Here is a 26,426-nt window from a genome sequence, read left to right as displayed (position 1 = left end):
CCAATGCCAAAGCGAGCGGCTTTTTATAAATCCAGTTCTAAACCGTATTTATATAGGGCATTTTTCTTTAAACCATGAATTTGCCCTGCTATAGCGGCGGCTTTTTTAAGCGGCAACTCTTCACAAAGTAACTTTAGGGTAGCAACGGCAACCGCTGGAATACCTTCTTCATCAGATAATGTAAAGCCATGGCACATAATGACCATTTCGCCTTTTTGCTGATTATCATCAGCTTCAACCAGCGCTAATACCTCTGCAGCGGTGCCAGATAAGAAGGTTTCGAAGGTTTTAGTGACTTCACGTGCCATTACCACTTGCCTATCGGCGCCTAAAACGTCAACAATAGCGGCGAGGCTATAAAGAATACGGTGAGGAGATTCGTAAAATATCAAAGTACGAGGATCTTCTTTAAGAAATTCAAGTTTATCGATACGGGCTTTTTCTTTTGACGGTAAAAAACCTTCAAAACTAAAGCGATCAGACGGTAAGCCTGATGCACTTAAGGCTGTTATCGCTGCACATGCCCCAGGCAAAGGTACGACTCGATGGCCAGCTTGACGAACATGGTTAACTAAATGGTAGCCGGGGTCAGAAATTAACGGCGTCCCAGCGTCAGAAATGAGCGCGATTGATTTGCCTTCATTTAATTGTTCAACTATCCATTGTGCTCGGTCACGTTCATTGTGATCATGTAATGCCGTTTTACGGGTTTCAATACCAAAGTGACTTAGCAGCCTTCCGCTGTGGCGAGTGTCTTCACAGGCGATTAAATCAACCTGTTGCAGCACCTCTATTGCCCGAGCGCTGATGTCGCCAAAATTACCAATTGGGGTGGGAACAATATACAGCGCGACCATTTGGTCCATAATTACCTCGATAATGAATCTACCTGATACTTTCGCCAAGCGTAAGAGCAGGTTAAACTAGTGACAGCATCTTACCAGAGTGAAGCCAAGTGTTAATAAGACTGAATACTACAAAATTCGTGTGCGCGTTGATTTTCTCTGTATTGGTGGTCGGTTGTGCCACCAAAAAACAGCAGGATAATGTTGACGCTAGCGCATCGCTCGTTGCCGCTGAACATCCAGCTAAAATTTATTTGGCTGAGGCAACGAATAGCAGTTTACCAGAAAAGCGTGATCGTTATTTATTACTCGCCGCTCATGCTTATATCAATGATGGTAACTTTAATTCTGCCGCTAATGTATTAACGTCAATGCAGAAGTCGATGGTGAACGTTCCCTCGCTTCAAGCGGAGCATATTTACTTGCGCGCTCGCATTGTCGAAAAAACCAATAGCAGCCAAGCCGCATTAGATATTTTACAGTATCCACCACATTGGCAACTACCACGCTGGCAAATGGCAAGTTATCACCAATTTAAAGCCAAGCTGTACAAAAATACTCAACAGCCAATTGATCAGGTTAAGCAGTTAAGTCTATTAAGCAACTACTTACCAAAATCTGAAACCACAGCGATCAATAATGTTATTTGGAAGTTACTACAACCTTTATCCGAAGAAACTGTGCAGTCGTTTATGCGCGATCAATCGAATCCGATTTTTGCTGGTTGGTTACAATTAACCTTTATCGCTAAACATTACGCGGTTGAGCCGACGCAATTGGTGCGTTATTTAGGTGAGTGGCAGCGTAATAATCCGTATCATCCAGGCGCGGTTAAGTTACCTGCTGATTTAGAAAAAGCGCTTAATGCCAAACCGTTTAGACCGCAAAATATAGCGGTATTATTACCGTTAAGTGGCCCACGCGCTGTGGTTGCTGAACCTATTCGTCAAGGTCTTTTATCGAGCTATTTATCTGATTTTGATAGCAATGTCTCACTTAACTTTTATGATACTCAGCAAGGGGTTGCGGCCGCTTATCAACAAGCTGTAGCCAAAGGCGCAGAATTTGTCATTGGGCCATTGTTACCCAATGAAGTTGAAGAACTACAGAAAATTAACGATAAACAAAAGACCACAGTGCCACAGCTGTATTTGAACCAAACAGATACGTTTACGCCACAACCAAACCTGTTTTACTTTTCGTTGTCTCCAGCACAAGAAGCCAGTGACGCTGCACATAAGCTGTATAGCGATGGGGTAAAGTTGCCACTATTATTGGCCAGTAACGATCCGATTGGCAAACGTATGGCAGACAGCTTTAAGCAAACTTGGCAAACCTTAACCAGCAATGATGCCGAAGTGTATTTCTATGATGCTGGCGACCAAATGAAGGTAACAGTTCAAGAAGCATTAGGTGTGAAAGATAGCCAAGCGCGTATTAGCAGAATGCGTGATTTATTGGGTAGCCGCTTAGAATCAGATTTTCGTTCTCGCCAAGATATTGATGCGATTTACATGATTTCGGGTTCACAAGATTTAGCCCTGCTAAAACCCTTTTTAGACGTTAACTTTAGTGTGTTCTCTGAACCCGTAACCTTATATACCACTAGCCGTAGCCGTCTTGAAAGCGAGTCAGCGCAGTCGGCACAAGAGTTAAATAACTTGATCATTAGCGATGTACCTTGGCTAATGCAACCTAGCAGCGAAACACAGCTGGTTTCTGAGCTTTGGAGTGGTTGGAATAACAGCCAAAAACGCCTATATGCAATGGGTTTTGATGCCCTTGAATTGGTTAATCGTTTAGCGCAAATGCGCGCTTTCCCGGGATACCAATTTATTGGCCGCAGTGGTGCATTATCAGTGAAACCTAATGGAGTGATAGATCGTCAACTTTCTTGGGGAAAATATAGCCAAGGACAATTAACACCACTATGAACAGTGGACAATTAGCTGAGCAACGTGCGCGAACTTACCTTGAACAACAAGGTCTAACGTTTGTAGATGCTAATGTTCGATACCCATTTGGTGAAATAGATTTAATTATGCGCCAGCTAGATGTCTGGGTGTTTGTTGAAGTAAAATTTAGGTCGTCAAATCAGTTTGGTGGCGCCTTAAATGCGTTAACAAGTAAGCAAATCACCCGGATAAGATTAGCCGCTGAGCATTATTTACAACGACAAAAATTAAATCCACCTTGTCGCTTTGATGTCATTGCGATGAATATTGATGAAATAAACTGGCTACAAGGCTGTTTTTAAGCGGCAATTGATTACCATAACCTTGATTTATGGCATCATATAGTCAAATTACCGAGTCTAACTGATGAGCGACGATAAAAAAGCTGATCAGAGACATACGTAGACATAATTTAGCGTAAGGATTGTTGCATGTTAGAACGTATTAGAGATAGTTTCACCGAATCGATTCAGACTAAAATTGATGCTGCTGAAGCATTACCTGAGTCTATTGAAAAAGCTGCAGAGATGATGGTGCAATGTCTACTTGGCGGTAATAAAATTCTGTCATGTGGTAATGGCGGCAGTGCTGGCGATGCTCAACACTTCTCTGCTGAATTATTAAACCGTTATGAAATTGAACGTCCACCGCTGCCTGCTATTGCATTAAGCTGTGACACTTCAACGATTACTGCTATCGCCAACGATTATAGCTACGATGAAATCTTCTCGAAGCAGATTTTTGCACTGGGTCAACCAGGCGACATTTTATTGGCTATTTCAACCAGTGGTAACTCTGGCAACATTATTAAAGCCATGGAAGCAGCGTTAAGCCGCGACATGACTATTGTTGCACTAACCGGTAAAGATGGCGGCGCAATGGCGGGCTTGATGAGCGCAGGAGATGTCGAAATCCGCGTACCGTCAAATGTTACTGCACGTATTCAAGAAGTTCACTTACTGGTTATTCACTGTTTATGCGATAACATCGACCGCACCTTGTTCCCACAGGATGAACAAGCATGATAAAAAGGTTACTCATCATCTCAGTCCTGGCGATGCTGCAGGGGTGTGCTGGTGCAGTCATGGTTGGTGCCGTTAGCGGTGCCAAGATGGTTAATGATGAGCGCAGCATGGGCACTCAAATCAGCGATACTAATGCAGACTTTGTTATTGCTAGCGCGCTATCAAAACATGATGACCTTAATAATCAAACCAATATCGCCGCGGTTGTGATGAACAACAATGTATTGATGATAGGTCAAGCACCTAACTCAATGCTGCGTGATAAAGCGATTAAAGTGGTGCAAGATTTACAAATTGGCGGCAAAATACATAATCAAATTCGTATTGGCACGCCAACGTCATTTACCACTCGCAGCAACGACACTTGGGTAACAACCAAAGTCAAAGGCCGCATGTTAAATGAAAAATCGCTCGATATTACTCGAGTGAAAGTGATTACCGAAAACGGCGAAGTCTTCTTACTTGGGTTAATTGACCGCAAGCAAGCTGATTTGGCCGTTGATATCGCGCGAAATACTGCAGGCGTTCGCAAAGTGATTAAGGTTTTTGAATACACTGAATCTTAATCCTGCAGTACATTTTTATTATCGCGATTTAGAAATTCATCCTGCATTTTGCTCGATGAATTTTTTTTGGGATCTTTTGGCTTGTATCCACGGGATAATCAGCGACGGCAACACAATAAACCCAGCCCCAACCCAACTTAAACCATCAAGCCATTCATCAAAAAACAACCAACCAAAAAAGACACAAAATAATAGTCCTGTGTATTCAGCCACCACAATTTGACTGGCTTGTGCTTGGCGATAAGCCAACGCGCAAAACCACTGATACGCCAATAAAAACACATTACTCGACACCGCAATAGCCACTAAAGACCCACTGATTGCCTCTATGCCTTGCACCAATGCCATGACCAACACCAAAGGAATACTGAGTAAGTTATATAGCATTAACGTTACAACTGGGCTTTCTGTACTGGGGAGTTTGCGCAATGCCAACTGGTTTATCGCAAACATAAATGCAGAGATGAGTACTGCAATTCCAAACCAGTTAATTTCACTTGGTCGTAGCAAAATAATGATGCCCAGAAATCCCAAAATAGCTGCCAGCCAATGTGCAGCGGTGACGCTCTCTTTTAAAAATAGAAATCCCATTAATACAATCATTAATGGCGCCGAATAAAACAACGAGCTTACAGTGGCGATAGGTAGCGCAATTAACCCCATAATTAAGCATACAGCTCCAATAGCGCCAGTATTAGCTCGCACTAAGTGCACCTTTATATGGCGACTGATTGGTTTTTTAGCTGCAAACCACAATGGCAGTAACATTAATACTGATGTTAACTGCCTGATTAACAGAAATGTTGCAGCGCTACTGCCCTCTGGAAGCCATTTTATAGACACATCATACATAGCACTAAAAAGGTTACCGACAACTAATAACATCATGCCAATCGCTATTGTGGATTTCATTACACTTACAACCTTAGGACCAATAATTGGCTGCATCATATAGTTATCAATTAATAACGAATAATGATGTTTTTAATCCATTCATGAGTTAAATTCATACCTCATAAATTTCAATAAAATAAATTCATATTTGAGGTGTATATGCGCAAACTGCCGCCATTGCGGGCACTACAAATTTTTGAAGCGGCCGCAAGGCATGCTCACTTTTCTCGGGCGGCAACTGAACTGTGCATTACTCAAAGTGCGGTATCGCACCAAGTAAGACTGCTTGAAGCGCATTTTGGCGAACGATTATTTATCCGCGAAGGTAGGCAGCTCTGCTTAACCAGTAAAGGCAATGTGCTTTACCATGAACTGGAGCGAATATTTAATGAGTTGAATGATTTAAGCATGCAAATCACTGGCGATTGTAATGATCAGCTCCGCTTAGCGGTATACAGTTCATTTGCCATTAAGTGGCTGATTCCTCGCTTAAGCGATTTCCATCGCTTACATCCACAGATTAAAATTCGCCTGGATATGATCACCGATGACCCGCTGATGAGTGATAGTGTTGCTGATATGTTTATTACTGGTCAAAGTGGACAACCGGGTTATGTGCATCGCATGTTACACCAAGAGAGACTGATCCCAGTGATCTGCCCGGGGCTATTAAATACCGACCACTCGGCGCTGAGTGTATTACGGCAACATGCATTACTCACTGTAGATGAAGGGCCAATTGGCTTTGATTGGGAGCGTTGGTTAAAGGTTAACAGCATCAGCATAGCGGCTACGCAACAACAGCATGTATTTAGCCATGTGTTGTTAGCTATTGAAGCGGCAATTGCAGGTCAGGGGATCGCGCTGGCATCAGATTTTATGGTAGAACGGGATATTAGTAAGGGAGCATTAGTCGCACTTGATTTACCCGCTATGTTGACTGGATTTGAATTCAATTTTAGTTGTAAACAGCGACGTTTAAAGGAGCCCGCTATCGCTGCATTCGTGCAATGGTTAACCAAAAAATAAGCCAGCACGTTGCTGGCTTATAGATAACATTAGCTGAAATAATACTTACACAATAAGACCAATTTTTTCGTACACTTTTTTAATGGTGACTTCTGCACGAGCTTGAGCTTTTTCAGCACCTTCCGCCATCACTTGGCTTAGATATGCATTATCGGCGCGGTACTCTTTAAAGCGAGCTTGTAATGGCTCAAGCATTCCTACGACAGCTTCACCAGTAGCCACTTTTAAATGACCGTACATTTTGCCTTCAAACTCTGCTTCTAAAGACGCAATCGACTGACCAGTACAACCTGACATTAAGCTGAGTAGATTCGACACACCTGGCTTTTGTTCCATATCAAAACGCACTACTGGTGGCTCTTCGCTGTCGGTCATGGCTTTTTTCACTTTCTTTAAAATCGCTTTAGGATCTTCAAGTAAACCAATGACGTTATTACGATTATCGTCAGACTTAGACATTTTCTTAAGCGGGTCCTGCAATGACATGACCTTAGCGCCGTGTTCAGGAATAAACGGTTCTGGGATAGTAAACGTGTCGCCGTAAGCATTGTTAAAACGAGTTGCGATATCGCGGGTGAGTTCTAAATGTTGCTTTTGGTCTTGCCCAACAGGGATCTCATTGGCTTGATAAAGCAAAATATCTGCAGCCATTAGAACAGGATAACCGTATAAGCCAACGTTAATGTTATTGGCATGCTTTAACGATTTATCTTTAAACTGGGTCATGCGGTTTAACTCACCCATTTGGGTGTAACAGTTTAATACCCATCCGAGTTGAGTATGCTGCGGTACTTGCGACTGAATAAACACGGTGCTTTTTTTAGGGTCAACACCGCAAGCAAGGTATAACGCTAGCGTATCTAAACACGCTTCACGCAGTGCTTTAGGATCTTGGCGCACGGTAATGGCATGTAAATCAACAACACAATATAGGCAATCATGGCTATCTTGCATGGCAACCCATTGACGAAGTGCGCCCATATAATTACCTATGGTTAATTCGCCTGATGGCTGCGCACCGCTAAGAACTATGGGTTTGGTCATGTGTTTATTGCTCCAGATTATCTATATAAAATTCAAATTATTATGAAAGTAAGTATTGCTCTATATCAGCAAAGTTTTCGCATATTGCATGCGGGCTGCTAAGACCGATATCTTCGCCGTAGTTGTATCCGTAGGTCAAGCCAATAGACATAACATTCGCAGCTTTAGCCGCTAAAATATCATTCTTTGAATCACCTATCATCAGTAATTGCGATTCATCCAACTGCCATTGTTTAAGCAAATGTTGTAATGGCATTGGGTCTGGCTTCATTTTGGCCAATGAATCACCACCGAGAACTTCAGAAAATAGGTCATCAAGACCAAAAGCTGTTAGTAACGGCACTGTAAAACGATATGGTTTATTGGTAACGATAGCCAGTTTAAAACCTGCTTGTTTTAACTGCTGTAACGTGTCGACAACTCCCGGATATAAACGACTATGTTTTTGTAAGTGTTCACCATAATGATGCATAAATTGCGGCATAATTTGCTCAAGTATTACCTGCAGACCAGGAGCATCTTCTGGCATAGCAGACACATAACTTAACGCACGTTGCATTAATACTTGAGCACCATTACCTACCCAGCTGCGAACCAATGCTTCAGTCACTGGTTGGTATTGGTTCTGTGCTAATGTGGCGTTTGTGGCCGCTGCCAAATCAGGCACACTGTCGATTAACGTACCATCTAAATCAAAAGCGATTGCGCGAATATTTGACCATTGCATCATGTAAAGTCCCACTGGATATGGATAAAGAAATTATGATATCGAAGCGAGTTCGGCACGCATTTGATCAATCACCACTTTATAATCAGGTTGATTGAAAATTGCCGAACCAGCTACAAACATATCTGCACCCGCGGCCGCTATTTCAGCAATATTATCGACCTTAACGCCACCATCCACTTGTAAGCGAATATCAAAACCACTGGCATCAATAAGCGCGCGAACTTGGCGAAGCTTTTCTAGCGTATGTGGAATAAATGACTGACCACCAAAACCAGGATTAACTGACATCAATAAAATAACATCGAGCTTGTCCATTACATGATCTAAATAATGCAGTGGTGTGCCAGGATTAAAGACTAATCCAGCCTTACAGCCAGATTCTTTAATCAACTGCAGTGTGCGATCAACATGTTCTGAAGCTTCTGGATGAAAAGTGATAATTGAAGCACCGGCTTTGGCAAAATCAGGAATAATGCGATCAACGGGTTTAACCATTAAATGTACATCAATATCAGCGGTGATCCCGTAATTACGCAACGCCGTGCATACCATTGGGCCTATTGTTAAATTTGGTACATAGTGATTGTCCATAACGTCGAAATGAACAACATCTGAACCCGCATCTAATACGGCTTTAACATCGTCACCTAAACGGGCGAAATCAGCAGACAAAATCGATGGTGCAATTAAAAATGGGCGCATAATCTTCTCTATTGGCAGATCAAAGTGACGACATTTTACCCTTTGCAGCCGCAAGCCTCTAGTCTAACAAGGGAAATAACCACTATCCTCAATAGAATTTAGTTAAAAACTAGACCATAAGTCGGATTTACTATTTTTTATACAGAAACCAGTGTTCAATAACTAAGCTATTTTGCTATAATGTAAAAAGTTGTTATCTTAGTGGTCCAACTGAATATTTAATACCTGTTGTAGCATCAATCGAGTTTACACCATGGATAGGGCACCCTTTATGGTAAAGCAATTATTACGCAAGTTTTCTGGTCGTGATGGCAAATTATTGTCAGCACCGGTTTTTGCTGTATTTGCTACGTCTGCATTGGCGTTATTGTTAAGCCAAGTATTGATGGCCAACGAAAGTAATTCGGCCAATAGTAAGGCCTGCGTCTGCAACAGCACCACCAACTACAATGCAAGTTTACCCAGTAGTCACCCTACAAATCGTTGTGCAGAGCAGTCGAATGATGTCAGTTGGGGTAATTGGATTACGGGTAATAGCCGTTCAAGCCAGTTTCACTTTATTGATTTACTTGAGTTAATCCACGGTCACAAAGACAAACCTTTGAATGACATGCCAACCTCAGGCAACCCAACTCAGATATCGCGTTAATGTCTATTTGGCGGGTATTTAGCAGCACTGTAGCGGCCTTTTTTGGCGTGCAGACAGAAAAAAATCGCCAAAAAGATTTTCAAAATCAATCCCCATTACCGTTTATCATTATGGGCATTATCTTAGCCATTGCCTTAGTCATTTCCTTAATACTCATCGTAAACCAAGTATTAAGTTAACGGATAGCTTTCGTTATCCGCTCTTTGCAGCATTACTCTTCTTCACGATAATGATGATCATATAGCGCCATAATTTCATCCACTTTATTGCGTGAACCGCCTTTAGGGCTAATATTACGCTGTACCGAAATCGTTGAACAAGATGCACCACGATATAATTCTCGCGTTAACGGAATATCATGATTACTGATCAATACCGGAATATTTCTCTCATGGGCAATAAGCCGTGAATGACGAGCAAGTAATGCTTGATCATCTAAGCTAAAACCCGGACCTGCATAAGTGGTGAAACTGGCTGTAGTTGATAACGGCGCATAAGGCGGATCACAATAAATAACGTCACCGCTGTTCGCCATATCAAAGGCTTGTTCGTAACTGATACATTTAAAGGTCGCTTTTTGCGCTTTTAATGAAAAATAACGAATTTCAGTTTCTGGAAAATAAGGCTTTTTGTACGAACCAAACGGCACGTTAAAACCACCTTTGCGATTATATCGACATAAGCCATTAAAACCATGGCGATTCATGTACAAAAAATATACCGAACGAATGAAAGGATCGCTACAGAGATTAAATTCAGCACGAATACGGTAATAAGCATCTTTGTCATTCATATGATCGACAAACATGGCCTTTGCCGCTTGAATATATTTATCTGGCTGTTGCTGAACAATTTGGTATAAATTGATTAGGTCTTGGTTGATGTCACACAATAAATAGTCATCAAACTGTGTATTGAGGAATACCGAACCTGCCCCAACGAAAGGCTCAATCAGTCTATTTCCAGCTGGAAGGTGTTTTGCTAGCTCATCAACGAGCTTATATTTACCGCCTGCCCACTTTAGAAAGGCTCTATGCTTTTTTATCATGAATAGGAATTATGCCAGCAAAATTAAAGCTGATGATTGTACTCTGTTTAACGACAATTATCATCGGATAAAGCAGATTTATTCGTTGATTTTTCATCCTATTGACTTGGATGCTGCAGAATATGAAGATTGTTAATCTTGTCGCTTATAATCACTTAAGTCGGCCCACTTTCTTACCCAGGGAGCCGCTAATCCATATTGTTTCTGAAGGCTTTTAGCTTTTGCGGAGGCTGCCGATGCGGTTTCAAAATCACCCAGCAATATAACGTGGCGTTGTTTGTAACTCATTATGTAAACTTGCGGCTCTTTTGCCAGTTTAACTAAAATCGGTGTAAGTGAATCTTTGTCATTCACGCTGGCAAGTTGCAGCGTAAAACCTTTCACTTTTAAATTCGGGGTATTATCTCGCTCAACAATATCATTCGGCTTACTTACCGTATTAACTTGCGCTTTGGGTAACTTACCTTGGAAAGATAAGCCTTTTAATGATGAATTAACCACTACGTCAGTATGATTATCTGCAGGAGTATTTTCTATGAGGTTAGTCTCACCTTCCTCTACTAGCGAGCTGTCAGCAATGATTTGCTGCTCTATGATTAAGTGCGCTTGTTCATTGGCTCTCGACTTAGTTAAGGCCAATTGCCTATGGGCAAAATAAGCGCTTAATGAACTGTCGGCATAACCAATGACATATTGAGCTGCTTTAACACGCACAGCGGATTGTTCTGCTGTTAATACTGGCGACAATGATGCCGAAATAGGAGGAGGTAATTGTGTACTTATGCCCCACCAAAGCGACACACCAGCCAATATTGTGATAAAAGCTATCATCATTTTAACTGACAGAGACCAAGATGATTGCTCTGTTTGTGGCTCTTCTAATGCTAACGCTAATAATTGAACCACTTCAGCTGGCGTCCCCTGCTGCTTCTCTAATTGCTTATGGATAATTTCACGTGGAATAAACGGTGTTTGCCGACTCCGCAATAATAAACTTTGATAGAGGCCATCGCGCTCGGGTACCGATAAAGGTTCAATAGTCACAGGCAGTAATCTAGCACGAATATCATCAGTTAATTCAGCTACTAAGGTATGCCAAAAACTGGGGGTAACGGTCACTGTAACTGCAACAGGTTTACCTGCACAATGAATTTGGCTCAGCAGAATACACTCAGCCCAAATATCTTTAGGCAATAAATCGGCATCATCGATGATGATATGTAATGGTTTTTTTAAACTAGATTGGATTCTCAGTACGGTGTCCATCAAAGGACGTTCATCATCAAAAATTGGCGCGGAGATTAATTGAACCAGAATTTTTCGACGAATTTCAGCGCTATCAGCGTGTTGAGGACAAATGATCAATGCTGAATTGTAGTCATCTAGCTCACTGGCTAATGCGGCCGTCAGTGTCGACTTACCTGAACCGTTATCACCACAAATAACCAACAACTGTTCGCTATAACTAGCAATATGCTGTAAACGCTGAATGAGCGCTTCTTGGGTAGGGAGTAACAATAGTCCTGGAGTCGTCAATGATTCACCACACTATAATTTATAGCTAGCATAGTTATATGCGGAATAATTTATACGCAGCTAATAACCCGTTTCAATAAGTCTTCACTCACATCACTAAAGACATCAGCTTTGCCTATTTCTGTAGGTAATACTAAGCGGATTTTACCACCTAACACTTTTTTATCTCGACGCATATGCTTGATAAACTGTTCAAAACCCATCGACTCTGGAGCCGTTATAGGTAAATCAAACGCTTGCATCAATCGGCAAATACGCTCGACAGTTTGCTCATCTAATAGATTGAGCTTACATGCTGTTTGAGCCGCTAAAACGGTACCAGCAGAGACAGCTTCGCCATGTAACCAAACACCGTAGCCCATTTCAGCTTCGATAGCATGCCCGAAGGTATGCCCAAGGTTTAATAACGCTCTTACACCTTGTTCAGTTTCATCTTGTGCGACAACATCTGCTTTAATCTGACAACATTTAGCGATGGCATAATTTAACGCGTCAGTTTGAAGCGATTTTAACGCATCTACATTTGCTTCAAGCCACTGGAAAAAGTCAGCATCCCAAATAATACCGTACTTAATCACTTCAGCCATACCTGCAGCAAACTCATTTGCGGGTAATGTCTGTAAGCAAAGCGTATCGATAATCACTGATTTAGGCTGATAAAATGCACCAATCATATTTTTCCCAAGAGGATGATTAACAGCCGTTTTACCACCAACTGAAGAATCAACTTGGGACAGTAATGTAGTTGGCACTTGAATAAACTCAATTCCACGCTGATAACACGCAGCCGCGAAACCAGTCATATCACCAACAACACCACCACCTAGTGCGACTAATACCGAGTCTCGGGCAAAGTTATGCTCAAGTAATGCGGTAAAAATATAATCTAGATGTTGTAAATCTTTAAATTTTTCGCCATCCGGCAAAATAACCGTTTCAATGCGCGCGCAGGCGCTCATCGCTTGTTGTATCTGTTGAAGATACAACGGAGCAATGGTGTCATTTGAAACAATTAAGGCTTTTTTGTTTGTTAGGTAGCGAGCAAATAGCCCGCTATCATTCATCAAATCCTGGCCAATATAAATGGGGTAACTTCTATCACCTAATTGAACCTGAATCTGTTGCATGTTGTTACCTAAAAGCCAAGTTGCTCGATAATTTGGTTTGCGACGATTTTCGCGCTTTGCTCATCAGTCTTAACGATAACATCCGCAATTTCCTCATATAGAGGGTTGCGAATTTCCGCTAAGCTTTCAAGCACTTCACGTGGATCATCTACTTGTAACAACGGGCGACGCTTATCACGCTGCGTGCGCGCGACTTGCTTGTCGATAGTTGTTTCTAAGTAAACCACTATACCTCGAGCAGAAAGATAGTTGCGGATATCTTTACTCTGAACAGAACCACCACCTGTCGCGAGAACGATACCTTGCCTTTCTGAAAGATCACCGATGACTTGAGCTTCACGTCTACGGAAGCCTTCCTCACCTTCGACGTCAAACACCCAGGCAATATCTGCACCGGTACGTTGTTCAATCTCATGATCTGAATCGTGGAAATCTAAATGCAGCATTTGCGCCAGATGGCGACCAATTGTGCTTTTACCTGCGCCCATAGGGCCTACCAGAAAAATATTGCGTTTTTCAGCCATTTCGTATACGTCTGAATCTTATATGAAAGAATGCCTTATCGACTTAAACTCAAGCCGACCTATAATTTAACCTTGCTCTAATGAGACTTGACGGAGGATTATCTCAGTTAAGGGCTACCGCTTGCAAGTCATCACAGCTATTTATCATGATTTTATTATGTCACTGATGTTTAAAACCTCAAATAAAAGGTAATGTTTTCGATTAAGTCTTTGTTAATACAAAGACTATAGGCCGATTAGCACTGCACTATCTAATTAAAGTTAATACCTTAAAACTTTAAGGAAGTTGCCATGATTACCACTAAAACGATAATTTTTTCGATTGGAGTAACGTTTAGTGATGCGCTATTTAACGCATTTAGCCATTACTCCCCCATAAATCACTGTCATAAAAAAGCCAGCAATTAAGTAGCTGGCTTTTTATTATTGCTATAGCGTGTAAAAAAATTAACGTTTGTCAGCAACAATCTTAGGGGTTACAAAAATTAATAGCTCTTGGCGCTCATTTGTGTCGGTTGAATTTCTAAATAAGAAGCCAACTAACGGAATATCACCCAGAACCGGAACTTTGCTTACTCGGCTAATGAGGTTTTGCTGGTAAATACCACCTAACACAATCGTTTCGCCATTATCTACGAGTACCTGAGTACCAATACGCTGAGTATCAATCGCAACCGCTTCACCCGTTGCTGTAGCAACCGTTTTTCCTTGAGAATCTTGGGTAATTTCAAGATCTAGGATAACCCGGTCATCTGGAGTTATTTGTGGAGTCACACGTAGCGATAACACCGCCTTCTTAAAGGTCACTGTTGTTGCGCCGCTTGATGCTGACTCAACGTATGGGATTTCAACACCTTGCTCAATGTATGCCGACTTCTGGTTAGATGTGGTAATACGTGGGCTGGCAATGATCTCACCTTTGTTTTCTTGCTCTAATGCACTTAATTCTAAATCGAGTACTGTACCGTCTGCCAATTTAGCCACATGGAAAGCGATACTGGTCGCCGAGCTTGCTGCTGCCGGTAAATTAACATTGAGGCGATCGTCAATGCTTGGAATAGTACCGTTAGCAATACTCGTTGCTCCTCCAATGGTGCCAGATGTGCCCTTAGAACCTTGTTGATCGGTTATGCCCCAGCGAATCCCGAGATCTTCAGATACGTCGTCTTTCACTGTCACCATACGCGCTTCGATTAGCACTTGTTTAATAGGAATGTCTAATACTTCTATTAAGCGGTGTACGTTTTCTAAAATCTCAGCCGTATCTTTTACCAGTAACGTATTTGTACGTTCATCAACAGCAACACTACCACGAGATGATAATAACGTTGAATCCGTAGTTTTAAGTAACTCGGCAATATCGATCGCTTTAGCATAGTTTATTTGTAAGTATTCAGAATATAGTGGTGCTAACTCTTTTACTTCTTGGCGATTCTTCAGATCGTTACTTTCGCGAATGGCAAGCTCTTCACTCGGTGCCACCATTAAAATATTGCCTTCAATACGCTTGTCGAGACCTTTAGTTTGCAATATAAGATCTAAAGCTTGATCCCAAGGCACATCATCTAAACGTAAGGTAATCTCACCTTCAACGGTATCGCTGGTCACTAGGTTAAAGTTGTTATAATCAGCAATAATTTGCAACACAGTACGCACTGAAATATTTTGGAAGTTTAGTGATAATGAACGACCATTATATTTCTTTGCCTCTTTCGCGACAGAGACACGCTCAACTTTATCGACGCTAACTTTAAACACATTGCCATCTTGGCGGTAGTTATAATCATAGTTGCCATCAACATCCACCAAAATACGGGCAGTTAAATCATCTTTAAATGTTTCAAAACTATTTACCGGTGTAGCAAAGTCTTGTACATCCATAACGTAAAGTAAGTCATTGCCAATATCGGTGTTATAAAGTTTTATTTCAAGCTTTGAACCAACTTGTTCTACATTCGCCGCTACAGAACGATTGCTAAGATTGAATAATATTTCTCCACCGCCGGTTTTATTGCGGCGAAAATCAATACTACTAATACCATTAACAAATGGATTGTTTGCTTCTACCGGACCAGACACATCATCATTAATAGTTAATCTATAACTATTACCAACAATTTTACCTTGATATGGTTTTACGTTAGACATTGCAACAATGATTTGTAAATCGCCACCTTGTTGTTGTGTAGTTAACTCTATTACACCAACAGCGTTTATCGGAATTTTACTTTTATTTAAATTAGAAATAGTGTCTGAGAAATTCAACATAATTTCTGCTGGGTCTGCAGATAAATCCACAGACGGTGACACTATTGATGATTCAAAAATTAACTCTAATTCTAATTGGTGATCAACCATTGAATGATATTTGACGTCCATAAGACGATTAGCAGCTATCGCACTAGGTATTAAACCCATTAATAATACTGCGCCTAAAAACGCTCTAAAAAATAATAACTTTGTTATTGCTTTTTTTATCGCGGCAGAAGATTCCATTATTCTCTCATCCTTCGCACGTTATTTTCCTGATAATTCTAAATTGCTGGATCTTTCTGCCCAACAACCTGAACCATCAGGGATTAATTCTATAATTTCGATAAATTGCGGCGTTACTTTAGCAATTCGGCCATGATAAAGCCCTAAATACTCACCTACACCCATGCGATAAACATTGGCATCACTAGATTCGACTAAAGCCCAAATAGTACTCTCTTCACTCAATGTTCCGCGCATTCTTAAATTGTCTAATGCATAAGTTTCTAAGCGACCTTTGCGACGTTTCAAGTCTGGTTGTAAACAATCTCTAGATGTATCAATCACCTCTTCTGTCAATTCCCTTGATGGTGGAACAAAAGGACTGCGCATTAATTCAGCTTGATAAGCAAAATGTTCAAACTTCGGTGTTTGCTTTAATGGTGGTATACGGGCAACGTGTTGCGCCTTTGTAGTAGTAACAAATAGCTCTAAATCGCTGCGTTCGCCAATACAACCACTCAATAAAAACACCATTGATAACAATAAAGGCAAAAATTTCATTATTTCTGCCCCTTATCGGCCTGTTTCGTTAATTCAGCCCCTTCTTTAAAACGATACGTTTTGGCGAGAATATCCATTGATAATCCACCGGCATCGTTCTGCTTGATAGTAAAATCATGCAAACTGACAATTCGAGGTAATTTGGCAACACCACTGACCATATTACCCATTTGATGATAATCACCTACTACTGACATCTTTATCGGAAATTCAATATAGAAATCACGTTCAATTTCATCATCCCAATCTAGGCTATTAATTCTGAGGCCAGCATCAGTTGCAACAAATGTTAAATCATCTAATAAACCTGGCATTTCATTTTCGGATGGTAGCATTTTAAGCAATTCGGCAAACTGCACCTCCATCACGTCTAATTGTTCACGGTATAGCTTAAGATTAGCTGCTAAACGATATTTAGTTTCAAAATCTTCACGAAGTTGAATTTCTTTTTGCTGTTCAGCTTCCATTTGATCGATCGAATCTGAAATAAACAAATAATAACTAGCACCGATAACACACACAGATAAAAATGCAGCAAAGACAATTTTTACCAGCTTGGGCCAACCACCAATATTTTCAAAATCGATATCGTTAAATTGATCTAGGTCGAGATTCATTTTCTCGCTCCTTGGTTCGGATCAACATTAGTGACTTGTGAATCATCACGGATAGTGACACGTAATTTAAACCGCTGTAACTGTCTTAATTCTTCATTTTGCGTCACAATCGATTGCATACTCGGATCGTTAAGATAAGAAGATGTTTTAACTTTTCTCATCATATTCGCGACGTTATTATTTGATTCGCTTCGTCCTTCGATTAATAACACGCTACCTTTTTTCTCTATACTTGAAAGATAAATACCCGGTGGCACTATTCGGACTAATTCATCTAAAACATGAGTAGGTAAATTACGCGACTGCTGTAAGTTGAGAATAATTTCAGTTCGACGTTCAATATCTTTTTTACGTTCGGTAATTTTTCTAATTTCTGCTATTTGGGTATCAAGTAAGGTAATTTCTGATACTAAATATGCATTACGCTGACGCTGATCTTCAGTGACAACCTCTAGAAAACCCAGAAATAAATATACTACAAGTGATGTCACTAAAAAAACTAACGCTAAAATACCGATAAAATCGCGTTTTTGCTTCTCTCTAGCTTCTTCACGCCAAGGTAATAAGTTTATGTTCGCCATTGAGCATAACTCCTTAGCGCAAGACCACATGCCACCATATATTTACTCATATTAGGTTGAAGTTGACTTTTCATAACATCATCTGCATGCAAACACCCCTGAAAAGGATCTGCAACTATGGTATGAGTGCCTAACTCGTTAGTTAGTAATTCAACCATTCCTTCTAGCTTAGCTGTACCACCACACAAAACGATATAGTCAACTTTTTCACGTCCACTGGCAGTACAATATATTTGTAAAGTTCGTTTAATTTGTTGTAACAATTGCATTTGAAACGGAGATAAAACTTCGAACATATAATTACGCGGTAATTGTCCAGTAATCTTAGCGCGTTCAGCCTCATCATGGGGCATCCCATAAAATGACACAATTGACTGAGTGAATAACTCACCGCCAAAAGCTTGCTCACGTATAAACGTCGTGTCACCATTTTCAACCACAGAAAATGTGGTCATATTGGCGCCGATATCAACCATGGCGATTGATTTATCTTTAGCGCCATCAGGTAACTGACCATAAATTAATTCTGCAGAGCGTCCAAGTGCATAAGCTTCCACATCAACAACTTTAACGTCTAGTTCAATGGCATCCAAAGAGTCTACACGTGAATCAATATTTTCTGTGCGGCATGCGCTCAGTAATACGTTAACTTTGGTTGGGTCGGTAATATTCGGGTTAAGCCTTTCAAAATCGATGCTGACTTCATCAAGTGAATAAGGAATAAGATTGTCAGCTTCAATTTCAATTTGAGCTTCCATCTCCTCTTCATTTAACGCTGCATCCATATAAATGACTTTAGTCATAACGGCAGAGCCAGAAACCGCGACAGCTGCAAACTTTAGGGATTTAGGTAAACCCCGTCGAATCTGTCTTAGCGACTCAATTACCGCTTCAGTATCACGAATATCATGATCGACCACAGCTCCCTTTCTAACAGGAACTGACGCATGATTTTGAATTTTATATCCATCCGCAGTCTTGCTCAACAAAATGGCTTTTATTTCATGAGACCCAATATCAATCCCAACCATCTGAGGTGCTTGACGCTTCCACAATTTAGAAAGCATAGTCCGTCATCACAATTCTATTTTTATTTTCTAAGAGATTAGCACATAATCAACTCGTTATAAGTATTTGTATAAAATGTTTCAGCATTTTACAAATTATATTTAGTTATTTCATGTTTTACTTCACCAAAAACTCTCCCGCTTATATACTACCGCTACTATTTTTGATTTATCTGGAATTATTGAGTGAAGTGGTTTAAACGTTTATTAATTGCATTTTTTAGCCTATCACTACTTGGCATTGCTGCTATAGCTGCCGCTTACTTTTATGTGCTACCTGACTTACCCGATGTTAATTCGCTAAAGACGGTCCAATTACAAACTCCGCTGCGTATTTACAGCCGCGATGGCAAACTGATTTCTCAATTTGGTGAGAAACGTCGCATACCTGTCGAGTATGAAGAAGTGCCCTTTCAGTTAATTAATGCCGTACTCGACACTGAAGATGCGCGCTTTTTTGAACATAATGGTATTGATCCGATTGGTATTATCCGCGCGGCAATCATATTAATAACAACAGGTAAGAAAAGCCAAGGTGCAAGTACGATTACACAACAGGTTGCCCGAGGATTTTTCTTATCTAACGAAAAAACATACATTCGTAAAGTAAAAGAAATCTTCCTTGCATTGAAAATTGAAAAGGCGTTATCGAAAAAAGAAATTTTAGCTCTTTATTTAAATCGTTCATTCCTAGGTAACCGCGCTTATGGTGTTGGTGCTGCTGCTCAAGTCTATTATGGTAAAGAACTGAGCCAATTGACACTACCAGAAATGGCAATGATAGCAGGCCTACCACAAGCTCCATCTGCAGCTAATCCAATTAGAAACCAATCACGTGCAATATCTCGTCGTAATTGGGTATTGAGTCGTATGCTAGAGAAACGCAATATTACTCAAGCAGAATATCAAGAGGCGATCAGTAGCCCATCGACCGCGAAATACCATGGTGCTGAAATTGATTTATACGCTCCGTATGTTTCAGAAATGGCGCGTGATTACATGATCCAGAAATACGGTGAAGAAGCAGCCTATACTAACGGCTACAATGTCTACACCACGATATCATCCGAACTCCAATTGATGGCGCAGGAATCATTAAGAGATAACGTTTTTGCTTATGATCAACGCCATGGATTCCGTGGTCCTGTGACTGAATTATGGACTGATACTCCGCTCGACCATGATGAGATTGTCGCTACGTTAAAACGCACCGACTCAATGCAGGGCATTATGCCCGCTGCAGTTATAAGCGTTCAAGATCAACAAGCACAGGTAATGGATGACAAGGGCGAACTGATTACACTTGAATGGAAAGGCCTAAAATGGGCGCGTAAGTTTATAAGCGATAAACGCCAAAGCTTACCACCAAAACAAGCCAGTGATATTTTGACCGCTGGTCAACAAGTGTGGATCCGTCATAATGGTAAGTATTGGCAATTATCTCAAATACCACAAGTATCTAGTGCGACAGTGTCACTTGAACCTCATGACGGTGCGATTAAAACCCTCGTCGGTGGATTTAGCTTTAGTCAAAGTCAATTCAACCGAGTGACTCAAGCTAAACGCCAATTAGGTTCCAATATTAAACCTTTTATTTATGCTGCTGCGTTAGAAAAAGGTTACACACTGGCTACGCTCATCAATAACGCTCCGATTAACAAACCAGATACCCGTCAGGGCACTGCGTGGCGTCCTAAAAACTCACCAGACATTTACGGTGGTCCAACACGTTTACGTGTCGGTTTAGCTCAGTCTATTAATGTTATGTCAGTCAGAGCAATGCGCCACACAGGCTTAGATGACACTATCAAAAAACTAGTACAGTTTGGTTTTGATCCGAGTGATTTACCCCGAAATGAATCGTTAGCATTGGGTTCACCTTCAGTGACACCGTTACAGGTCGCCACTGCATTTAATAGCTTTGCAAATGGTGGTTATTTAGTTGAACCTTACTTTATCGATCGCGTGACCGACTCATACGACAACACGATTGAACAAACCATTCCCGCTATTGCATGCAGCAAACCAGTCCCCTCTGTTGAAGATGATGTGGTTATTGAAGATCCATTTGCTGCGATGGCTGAAGAATTCTCTCAGCAAACTCCAGAAGCATCAGTAGATACATTAGATGGAGAAGTTGAAGCAACGTCCATTACCGCTGAACAAAACATTTGCACTAATCCACAAGCTCGCTTTGCTAAGCGAGTCGTTTCAGAACAAACTGCATTTTTGATCACTGAAGCGCTAAAGAGCGTAATTTGGGGCGGCGGCGACTGGAGCAAAGGTACTGGTTGGAATGGTACAGCTTGGCGTGCATCTAAATTAATTAAGCGTCATGACATTGCGGGTAAAACAGGTACAACTAACGAATCTCGAGACACTTGGTTCAGTGGTTTTAACCCTACACTTACAGCAACTTTCTGGGTTGGCTTTGATGACCATGGACGTCAGCTAGGACGCTCAAGCTGGATGGCTACCGGCGAACCAGATCAGATATCAGGTGCGGAAGCGGGTGCTAAAACCGCTGGTCCTGGTTGGAATGACTATATGAATAAGGCCCTGTCTGGTACGCCTGAACCTTCTGTTATCCCGCCAAAAGGAATTGTATCTGCACGTATTGATTTAGCGACTGGCAAATTGACTCGCAAGACAGACCACACTACCGAGTTTGAGTATTTTGTTGAAGGTACAGAACCCAAAGAATATGTTACTGAAACACAGCAAAGTGGCGATATTTTTATCGACAATGTTGCTGAAGATTTATTTCAATAATAGGGTTTAAAATAAATTGATTAAAAAAGCCATTCAGTCGAATGGCTTTTTTATTACTGATTTTATAGCGTATTTAATCTTAGACAATGGTGTTGGGTATCAGTAATTGATGCAGTTCAGTTAAATTACGAACCTGATAACTTGGAGAGATATCATCACTTATAGGTTCGTCATGATGATTTAACCAACAAGTGTCGATACCTGCATTGATACCGCCTAAGATGTCAGAATGTAAGTTATCGCCAACCATAAGTACTTGATGCTTCTCCGGCTTTCCCATTAAGCTAAAAGCATGATGAAAAATAGCAACATCTGGCTTTGCTATACCTAGTTGTTCAGAAATAACCACCGGATTAAAAGCATCTTCAAAGCCAGTACGGCTCAAGCGGATATTTTGTAGCTCGGTAAAACCATTAGTAATTATACCAAGGTTAACTTTACCGCTTAGAGAATCAATCAGTTCCCGGGCACCAGGCAATGGCTGACAAATATCGGCCATAGCCGCAAGAAACTGACTGTTTAGATGCTGTGGAGTAACAGATAGTTTGTTCGCCCAGTGATGGAATCGGGTATGTTGTAAATGCGTAGCACTAATTAAACCGTTTTGATACTCGACCCACAAGGGTTTATTTACTTGCTGATAAACAGCAAAGTCATCAATATTAAAATCAACTTCAAAGCGCGAAAACATTAATTTCAATCCAGCAAAAGCATCGAAATGAAATAGCGTTTCATCGGCATCAAATAAAATCCATTTATATTTATTGAGCAAATTCGACATCTACGAAGTCCTTCTTTTGTTTAAATGAATAACTAACCTCAGATCAAAATAATGCCCATTATTATAAAACTTTTTGTGCTGCTACTTATGGTAATAGGTATGATCTCAAGCTGAAGTGAGTTAACGATGGTGACTACGAGTTAAATAATGACATTAACTGCGCTTCTTGCTGCAGTAGACTTTGATAAATAGTTAACTGATTTATAGCGCGATCAAGATTGTGAGTTTGATACTTGATCCCAAAATATGTATCGCCATTTAAATAATCCGTTAAAAACCGTACCCCAAGCATTAATGGCATCACTTTAGTGCCGAGCCATAAACTACGTTTTTCGAGCGGAGTAATAATGTCAGCTAGAGATTCCATGTACGATGTTGTAGCTGCAATAATAATCTCAGGTCGGGCATATACATTGGTTAAATTAGTTGAGTCCTCTGGCTCTGGAGAGCAAAAAGCGCGCACCATATCACCAAAGTCATACATCAAATATCCTTTCATGCAGGTATCTAAATCAATAATGGCCATGCTGGACATATCTCGCCCATCAAACAGCATATTATTGATTTTAGTATCATTATGACATATTCGAACCGGTAATTCGGCTTCGTATTGTACCAATGTTGCCAGTAAATCTGTCTGTGACAAACACAAATCGACCCAATCTTTACAATGACTTAATCGATTATGAGTGTCAGCTGCCTTTGCATCACGCAATTGAGCGATACGTTGAGGTAAATTCAAAAAATCAGGGATAACATCGACAATGTAACTAGGGTTCAAATCACTTAATGCTGCGGCAAAATGACCAAAAGCCTCAGCTGCCAACTTAGCTTGAGCTGGTGTATCAACCACTTCAATCGTGTTGCTATGAGGTAAGTAATCTATTGCTCGCCAAAAACCTTGTTCGCCTAAATCCAAATATAGTGCACCTGCTATAGTGGCTATTGGACTAACCACTTGTAATGGATAATGGTGCTGTTGGTGCTTAATCAATAAATGCTGGCTAATATTGGCAGCATTTTGAATGACCACCTTAGGTTCAATAAATACTTGGGTATTAATGCGCTGCAACACCAACGATTTTGATTTATCACTCACCAAGAAGGTTTGATTAATATGGCCATTACCCAATGGATAAAGCGTACTATGCTCACTACTAAAACCAAACTGAGGCAATACATTTTTACGGATAAAATTGACCAATCAAAAACTCCAAATCATGTTCATCAAAGCCAAAGATAACCAACACATTTCTTCTGTTTGGTTACCTTAATAATGGTTACTGGCTTAGTATCATTTCAAATTGAGGGTTTTGCATTAATGTTGCTTGGCTGCCCTTTAAACTAAATTCATAACCACACAACTTAAAGCTACCTCTAAGCGCAACATGATTAACAATGGCATCTTTATCCAGTGGCGTAAATCGAGCTTCACTGGCACCATCATCTAGTAGATCAACCGTTATTGGCCGGTAACGGCTACCGTCATTAAATTCAAGGTTGGTACAGGTTTTATCACCTATTGCAGTCGCTAAACGCCATAAATTTTGTTTATCACCACTTTCACCTAACCAACGTACGATAAGGATTTCGCCCTCTAAAGCGAGCCAAAACCCATCAGGCAGTTTGATCATTTGTCGAATGCTGGCTTGTTGTTGATTACTCATATCATCAACATGCTCAGTTTGCTCTGTGCCGTCGCCAGAAAATACACTGATTAAAGTGAAAACCAAATACACAACCACACTAACAGCAATAATAGCCGCGGCAATTTTACCGATTAAAATCAACTTTGTCTGGTGTAACTTAGCCACATTCAGCCAAGATTTTGCAAGTTCAGTAATCGACCCTGACTGCAACGCATCTTGATCAACATAAAGCGGCTGATGACTACGTTCTGGCGACGTCGAAAACGAATTGACCGGATCATATTCTGTTGCTGTATCGAAATGTTGATCCATGTGCGTGCCAGCTTGCTCGAAACTTGTTTGCGGCACAGCATCATCATTAAATGGATGTTTGTCTCTATCGGCAGAATCTGGATGAGTTACCCCCGTAAACGCTACTTCATCAGCTGGCTCTCTTGATGAAAAAGTGTTATCAGGCTGCTCATGAACAGGCATAACCTGCCCTTTCATTACCGGTTCTTGTCGATGAAAAACCGAGCCCGAAATGGATACTGATACCATGCTTGGTCCATAATATCCTTGCACATAGTTAATTGAATTTTTAGCCGGTAAGAATGCTAGGTAGCCACCACAAGCCAGGCCAAACAAAAACACTCCTGCTAGTGCGCCTAAAGGCGCCATTAAGTAGGTTAATATGCCAAAAACCAATACCGGAACAACACATACCATTGCCAATTTAATCGACTTATTGGCATCATTTAAGCGACGAACAGCCGATAAACCAACAACAGGCATTACTGCTAGCGTCACAATCCAATTAATTACACTTGCCGGAAATACAACAGCAGAGATTATTAGCAACAAAAATGCAGCTAAAATAACTCCCATTAACCTTAAGCCTGTGTCACGACCATCTCGGCACAGTAGGGTTTTTACAGACATCAATCATTCCTATTCATTTACAAAAAAATCAAAAAACAGCTGGCTACATAACAGAATGAGTCGGTGATTATCGTGCGTTATTACAACACAAATGGATTGTTCTCATCATCAAAATCGACACCCGCTATTAATAGCGCAAAGCCTACAGAATTTATCTTATAAAGCCATACCCAACCTAGATTTTGCGTTACTTTTTTATTCATTATCGCGTAAGTTACTTTTTATCAATCTAAGAGCTGATTTTACTAATCTAATAGCAATAATACACAATACCAATATCTATCATTGCGCTAGCATAACCCTACAGTTAACGAGTATAATATTAAGCTTTCTTAATGAATAATCGGATGAGAAACCCTTTTTATGAGCACTCGTGGAAATCTTTTTATTGTGTCAGCCCCTAGTGGCGCAGGTAAATCATCACTTATATCAGCACTATTAAAAGATAAACCCAGCGATAAACAGGTTTCAGTGTCACATACGACCCGCAAACCTCGTCCAGGCGAAGTCGATGGCCAACATTATCATTTTATTACTGTGGAACAATTTAAAGCACTAATTGCCCAAAATGCCTTTATTGAATGGGCCGAAGTTTTTGGCAATTTTTATGGCACTTCCAAGCTCGTCATCGAACAAACATTAGATAAAGGCATCGATGTATTTCTTGATATTGATTGGCAGGGCGCAGAACAAGTAAAAAAATTAATGGAAACGGCGATTGGAGTGTTTATTTTACCGCCCTCTAAAGCTGAGCTTGAACGTCGTTTAACTGGCCGAGGTCAGGATAGTCAGCAAGTGATTGATTCGCGCATGGCACAAGCCGTTTCGGAAATGTCACATTATGCGCAATACGAATTTATAATTGTAAATGACGATTTTGATAACGCGCTAGCCGATTTAAGCGCCATTATTCGCAGTCAAAGGCTAACCTGTGCTAGTCAGCAGCATGCGCAAAATGATATGATTGTTGATCTCTTGGCAGATTAATTGTCATAGTGTACAATTTTGCGTCATTTTTTCCCATAGATAACACTGGAGTTTCAACACATGGCTCGCGTAACTGTAGAAGACGCCGTAAATAAAATCGGCAACCGTTTTGATATGATCCTGGTTGCAGCGCGTCGTGCACGCCAAATCGCCGTCCAAGGTAAAGAACCTATGGTTGATGAGATGAATGATAAACCAACGGTTGTCGCTTTACGTGAAATCGAATTAGGTTTAGTCACCTCAAACACTTTAGATGCTGATGAGCGCCAAACTGTTCGTGAACGTGAAGCAGCTGAAATTGCCGCTGTCGCAGCCATTGCAGAAGGCCGCGTTTTATAAGG

General features: G+C 40.8%; 27 protein-coding genes. 10 read left to right on the top strand and 17 right to left on the bottom strand.

What is annotated here, in order from left to right:
* Positions 1 to 23: 23 nt before the first annotated feature.
* Positions 24 to 866 (bottom strand): 16S rRNA (cytidine(1402)-2'-O)-methyltransferase, encoded by an 843-nt coding sequence (gene rsmI, locus AAEY94_RS12700; RefSeq protein WP_011635880.1) that lies wholly within the window; start codon positions 864 to 866, stop codon positions 24 to 26.
* Positions 867 to 955: 89 nt separating this feature from the next.
* Between rsmI and AAEY94_RS12695 the strand changes: the two genes are divergently transcribed.
* The 4 genes from AAEY94_RS12695 (at position 956) to AAEY94_RS12680 (ending at position 4,391) form a co-directional block, all read left to right on the top strand.
* Positions 956 to 2,779, top strand: coding sequence for a penicillin-binding protein activator (locus AAEY94_RS12695; protein WP_101087296.1), 1,824 nt, complete (start codon positions 956 to 958; stop codon positions 2,777 to 2,779).
* Positions 2,776 to 3,102, top strand: a complete 327-nt coding sequence (locus tag AAEY94_RS12690) for a YraN family protein (RefSeq protein ID WP_101087297.1) — start codon at positions 2,776 to 2,778, stop codon at positions 3,100 to 3,102. The genes AAEY94_RS12695 and AAEY94_RS12690 overlap by 4 nt, the downstream gene beginning before the upstream one ends.
* A 129-nt stretch (positions 3,103 to 3,231) precedes the next feature.
* The gene (locus AAEY94_RS12685; protein WP_011635877.1) at positions 3,232 to 3,825 is read left to right on the top strand and encodes a phosphoheptose isomerase; all 594 of its coding nucleotides are present in this window, start codon (positions 3,232 to 3,234) and stop codon (positions 3,823 to 3,825) included.
* A complete protein-coding gene (locus AAEY94_RS12680) occupies positions 3,822 to 4,391 on the top strand; it encodes a BON domain-containing protein (protein ID WP_101087298.1) in 570 nt (189 codons plus the stop codon). The genes AAEY94_RS12685 and AAEY94_RS12680 overlap by 4 nt, the downstream gene beginning before the upstream one ends.
* A gap of 36 nt (positions 4,392 to 4,427) precedes the next feature.
* On the opposite strand, the gene AAEY94_RS12675 is transcribed toward AAEY94_RS12680, so the two are convergent.
* Positions 4,428 to 5,303, bottom strand: a complete 876-nt coding sequence (locus AAEY94_RS12675) for a DMT family transporter (protein ID WP_101087316.1) — start codon at positions 5,301 to 5,303, stop codon at positions 4,428 to 4,430.
* 141 nt (positions 5,304 to 5,444) lie between these two features.
* On the opposite strand from AAEY94_RS12675, the gene AAEY94_RS12670 reads away from it, so the two are divergent.
* Positions 5,445 to 6,314, top strand: coding sequence for a LysR substrate-binding domain-containing protein (locus AAEY94_RS12670; protein ID WP_101087299.1), 870 nt, complete (start codon positions 5,445 to 5,447; stop codon positions 6,312 to 6,314).
* Between the two features lie 45 nt (positions 6,315 to 6,359).
* On the opposite strand, the gene trpS is transcribed toward AAEY94_RS12670, so the two are convergent.
* From trpS to rpe, 3 genes are read right to left on the bottom strand one after another with little or no spacing between them, the layout of a single operon-like run.
* Positions 6,360 to 7,358, bottom strand: a complete 999-nt coding sequence (gene trpS, locus AAEY94_RS12665) for a tryptophan--tRNA ligase (protein WP_101087300.1) — start codon at positions 7,356 to 7,358, stop codon at positions 6,360 to 6,362.
* A gap of 40 nt (positions 7,359 to 7,398) precedes the next feature.
* Positions 7,399 to 8,088, bottom strand: coding sequence for a phosphoglycolate phosphatase (locus AAEY94_RS12660; RefSeq protein WP_350979003.1), 690 nt, complete (start codon positions 8,086 to 8,088; stop codon positions 7,399 to 7,401).
* 30 nt (positions 8,089 to 8,118) lie between these two features.
* Entirely contained in the window at positions 8,119 to 8,790 is a 672-nt protein-coding gene (rpe, locus tag AAEY94_RS12655; protein WP_101087302.1) for a ribulose-phosphate 3-epimerase, read from the bottom strand.
* Between the two features lie 271 nt (positions 8,791 to 9,061).
* On the opposite strand from rpe, the gene AAEY94_RS12650 reads away from it, so the two are divergent.
* Both AAEY94_RS12650 and AAEY94_RS12645 read left to right on the top strand, forming a co-directional pair.
* The gene (locus tag AAEY94_RS12650) at positions 9,062 to 9,439 is read left to right on the top strand and encodes a hypothetical protein (protein ID WP_242445156.1); all 378 of its coding nucleotides are present in this window, start codon (positions 9,062 to 9,064) and stop codon (positions 9,437 to 9,439) included.
* Positions 9,439 to 9,618, top strand: a complete 180-nt coding sequence (locus tag AAEY94_RS12645; RefSeq protein ID WP_101087304.1) for a DUF2970 domain-containing protein — start codon at positions 9,439 to 9,441, stop codon at positions 9,616 to 9,618. The genes AAEY94_RS12650 and AAEY94_RS12645 overlap by 1 nt, the downstream gene beginning before the upstream one ends.
* Before the next feature lie 32 nt (positions 9,619 to 9,650).
* Here the strand turns inward: AAEY94_RS12645 and AAEY94_RS12640 are convergent, their stop codons facing one another.
* The 9 genes from AAEY94_RS12640 to AAEY94_RS12600 form a co-directional block, all read right to left on the bottom strand.
* Complete coding sequence (locus AAEY94_RS12640) at positions 9,651 to 10,487, bottom strand: Dam family site-specific DNA-(adenine-N6)-methyltransferase (protein ID WP_101087305.1); 837 nt, start codon at positions 10,485 to 10,487, stop codon at positions 9,651 to 9,653.
* Positions 10,488 to 10,619: 132 nt separating this feature from the next.
* Positions 10,620 to 12,023: an ATP-binding protein gene (locus tag AAEY94_RS12635; RefSeq protein WP_350979002.1), complete on the bottom strand. Its 1,404-nt coding sequence runs from the start codon at positions 12,021 to 12,023 to the stop codon at positions 10,620 to 10,622.
* Between the two features lie 50 nt (positions 12,024 to 12,073).
* A complete protein-coding gene (gene aroB / locus AAEY94_RS12630) occupies positions 12,074 to 13,150 on the bottom strand; it encodes a 3-dehydroquinate synthase (RefSeq protein ID WP_350979001.1) in 1,077 nt (358 codons plus the stop codon).
* Positions 13,151 to 13,158: 8 nt separating this feature from the next.
* Positions 13,159 to 13,674 carry a shikimate kinase AroK gene (gene aroK, locus AAEY94_RS12625; protein ID WP_011635865.1) on the bottom strand — a complete coding sequence of 172 codons (516 nt, stop codon included), beginning with the start codon at positions 13,672 to 13,674 and terminating at the stop codon, positions 13,159 to 13,161.
* 447 nt (positions 13,675 to 14,121) lie between these two features.
* On the bottom strand, positions 14,122 to 16,170 hold the full coding sequence (locus tag AAEY94_RS12620) for a type IV pilus secretin PilQ (RefSeq protein ID WP_350979000.1): 2,049 nt from the start codon (positions 16,168 to 16,170) through the stop codon (positions 14,122 to 14,124).
* A 21-nt stretch (positions 16,171 to 16,191) separates the two neighbouring features.
* Positions 16,192 to 16,710: a pilus assembly protein PilP gene (locus AAEY94_RS12615; RefSeq protein ID WP_101087309.1), complete on the bottom strand. Its 519-nt coding sequence runs from the start codon at positions 16,708 to 16,710 to the stop codon at positions 16,192 to 16,194.
* Positions 16,710 to 17,327 (bottom strand): type IV pilus inner membrane component PilO, encoded by a 618-nt coding sequence (locus AAEY94_RS12610; RefSeq protein WP_101087310.1) that lies wholly within the window; start codon positions 17,325 to 17,327, stop codon positions 16,710 to 16,712. The genes AAEY94_RS12615 and AAEY94_RS12610 overlap by 1 nt, the downstream gene beginning before the upstream one ends.
* Positions 17,324 to 17,908 carry a PilN domain-containing protein gene (locus tag AAEY94_RS12605; RefSeq protein WP_101087311.1) on the bottom strand — a complete coding sequence of 195 codons (585 nt, stop codon included), beginning with the start codon at positions 17,906 to 17,908 and terminating at the stop codon, positions 17,324 to 17,326. The genes AAEY94_RS12610 and AAEY94_RS12605 overlap by 4 nt, the downstream gene beginning before the upstream one ends.
* Positions 17,896 to 18,975: a pilus assembly protein PilM gene (locus AAEY94_RS12600; RefSeq protein WP_101087312.1), complete on the bottom strand. Its 1,080-nt coding sequence runs from the start codon at positions 18,973 to 18,975 to the stop codon at positions 17,896 to 17,898. The genes AAEY94_RS12605 and AAEY94_RS12600 overlap by 13 nt, the downstream gene beginning before the upstream one ends.
* Before the next feature lie 186 nt (positions 18,976 to 19,161).
* On the opposite strand from AAEY94_RS12600, the gene AAEY94_RS12595 reads away from it, so the two are divergent.
* The gene (locus tag AAEY94_RS12595) at positions 19,162 to 21,747 is read left to right on the top strand and encodes a penicillin-binding protein 1A (RefSeq protein ID WP_350978999.1); all 2,586 of its coding nucleotides are present in this window, start codon (positions 19,162 to 19,164) and stop codon (positions 21,745 to 21,747) included.
* A 79-nt stretch (positions 21,748 to 21,826) separates the two neighbouring features.
* On the opposite strand, the gene yjjG is transcribed toward AAEY94_RS12595, so the two are convergent.
* The 3 genes from yjjG to AAEY94_RS12580 all read right to left on the bottom strand — a co-directional run bounded on the left by yjjG (position 21,827) and on the right by AAEY94_RS12580 (position 25,098).
* On the bottom strand, positions 21,827 to 22,528 hold the full coding sequence (gene yjjG / locus AAEY94_RS12590; RefSeq protein ID WP_162022138.1) for a pyrimidine 5'-nucleotidase: 702 nt from the start codon (positions 22,526 to 22,528) through the stop codon (positions 21,827 to 21,829).
* Positions 22,529 to 22,661: 133 nt separating this feature from the next.
* Positions 22,662 to 23,732, bottom strand: coding sequence for a phosphotransferase enzyme family protein (locus AAEY94_RS12585; protein ID WP_350978998.1), 1,071 nt, complete (start codon positions 23,730 to 23,732; stop codon positions 22,662 to 22,664).
* Positions 23,733 to 23,808: 76 nt separating this feature from the next.
* Entirely contained in the window at positions 23,809 to 25,098 is a 1,290-nt protein-coding gene (locus tag AAEY94_RS12580) for a DUF805 domain-containing protein (RefSeq protein ID WP_350978997.1), read from the bottom strand.
* Between the two features lie 363 nt (positions 25,099 to 25,461).
* On the opposite strand from AAEY94_RS12580, the gene gmk reads away from it, so the two are divergent.
* The gene (gene gmk / locus AAEY94_RS12575; protein WP_102036136.1) at positions 25,462 to 26,085 is read left to right on the top strand and encodes a guanylate kinase; all 624 of its coding nucleotides are present in this window, start codon (positions 25,462 to 25,464) and stop codon (positions 26,083 to 26,085) included.
* 60 nt (positions 26,086 to 26,145) lie between these two features.
* Positions 26,146 to 26,424: a DNA-directed RNA polymerase subunit omega gene (gene rpoZ, locus AAEY94_RS12570; RefSeq protein ID WP_011635854.1), complete on the top strand. Its 279-nt coding sequence runs from the start codon at positions 26,146 to 26,148 to the stop codon at positions 26,422 to 26,424.
* Positions 26,425 to 26,426: the final 2 nt, after the last annotated feature.

This window comes from Shewanella sp. AC34-MNA-CIBAN-0136 (assembly GCF_040309945.1).
Taxonomy (GTDB): Bacteria; Pseudomonadota; Gammaproteobacteria; order Enterobacterales; family Shewanellaceae; genus Shewanella.
The sequence above is the reverse complement of the archived record's forward strand: the minus strand, read 5'-3'. Positions and strand labels throughout refer to the sequence as shown.

Bases quoted from the DNA above. Each gene is read 5' to 3' on its own strand.
- rsmI (WP_011635880.1), bottom strand. From the start codon at position 866: ATGGACCAAATGGTCGCGCTGTATATTGTTCCCACCCCAATTGGTAAT.
- AAEY94_RS12690 (WP_101087297.1), top strand. From the start codon at position 2,776: ATGAACAGTGGACAATTAGCTGAGCAACGTGCGCGAACTTACCTTGAA.
- AAEY94_RS12685 (WP_011635877.1), top strand. From the start codon at position 3,232: ATGTTAGAACGTATTAGAGATAGTTTCACCGAATCGATTCAGACTAAA.
- AAEY94_RS12680 (WP_101087298.1), top strand. From the start codon at position 3,822: ATGATAAAAAGGTTACTCATCATCTCAGTCCTGGCGATGCTGCAGGGG.
- AAEY94_RS12675 (WP_101087316.1), bottom strand. From the start codon at position 5,303: ATGAAATCCACAATAGCGATTGGCATGATGTTATTAGTTGTCGGTAAC.
- AAEY94_RS12670 (WP_101087299.1), top strand. From the start codon at position 5,445: ATGCGCAAACTGCCGCCATTGCGGGCACTACAAATTTTTGAAGCGGCC.
- trpS (WP_101087300.1), bottom strand. From the start codon at position 7,358: ATGACCAAACCCATAGTTCTTAGCGGTGCGCAGCCATCAGGCGAATTA.
- AAEY94_RS12660 (WP_350979003.1), bottom strand. From the start codon at position 8,088: ATGATGCAATGGTCAAATATTCGCGCAATCGCTTTTGATTTAGATGGT.
- rpe (WP_101087302.1), bottom strand. From the start codon at position 8,790: ATGCGCCCATTTTTAATTGCACCATCGATTTTGTCTGCTGATTTCGCC.
- AAEY94_RS12650 (WP_242445156.1), top strand. From the start codon at position 9,062: ATGGTAAAGCAATTATTACGCAAGTTTTCTGGTCGTGATGGCAAATTA.
- AAEY94_RS12645 (WP_101087304.1), top strand. From the start codon at position 9,439: ATGTCTATTTGGCGGGTATTTAGCAGCACTGTAGCGGCCTTTTTTGGC.
- AAEY94_RS12640 (WP_101087305.1), bottom strand. From the start codon at position 10,487: ATGATAAAAAAGCATAGAGCCTTTCTAAAGTGGGCAGGCGGTAAATAT.
- aroB (WP_350979001.1), bottom strand. From the start codon at position 13,150: ATGCAACAGATTCAGGTTCAATTAGGTGATAGAAGTTACCCCATTTAT.
- aroK (WP_011635865.1), bottom strand. From the start codon at position 13,674: ATGGCTGAAAAACGCAATATTTTTCTGGTAGGCCCTATGGGCGCAGGT.
- AAEY94_RS12620 (WP_350979000.1), bottom strand. From the start codon at position 16,170: ATGGAATCTTCTGCCGCGATAAAAAAAGCAATAACAAAGTTATTATTT.
- AAEY94_RS12615 (WP_101087309.1), bottom strand. From the start codon at position 16,710: ATGAAATTTTTGCCTTTATTGTTATCAATGGTGTTTTTATTGAGTGGT.
- AAEY94_RS12610 (WP_101087310.1), bottom strand. From the start codon at position 17,327: ATGAATCTCGACCTAGATCAATTTAACGATATCGATTTTGAAAATATT.
- AAEY94_RS12605 (WP_101087311.1), bottom strand. From the start codon at position 17,908: ATGGCGAACATAAACTTATTACCTTGGCGTGAAGAAGCTAGAGAGAAG.
- AAEY94_RS12600 (WP_101087312.1), bottom strand. From the start codon at position 18,975: ATGCTTTCTAAATTGTGGAAGCGTCAAGCACCTCAGATGGTTGGGATT.
- yjjG (WP_162022138.1), bottom strand. From the start codon at position 22,528: ATGTCGAATTTGCTCAATAAATATAAATGGATTTTATTTGATGCCGAT.
- AAEY94_RS12580 (WP_350978997.1), bottom strand. From the start codon at position 25,098: ATGTCTGTAAAAACCCTACTGTGCCGAGATGGTCGTGACACAGGCTTA.
- gmk (WP_102036136.1), top strand. From the start codon at position 25,462: ATGAGCACTCGTGGAAATCTTTTTATTGTGTCAGCCCCTAGTGGCGCA.
- rpoZ (WP_011635854.1), top strand. From the start codon at position 26,146: ATGGCTCGCGTAACTGTAGAAGACGCCGTAAATAAAATCGGCAACCGT.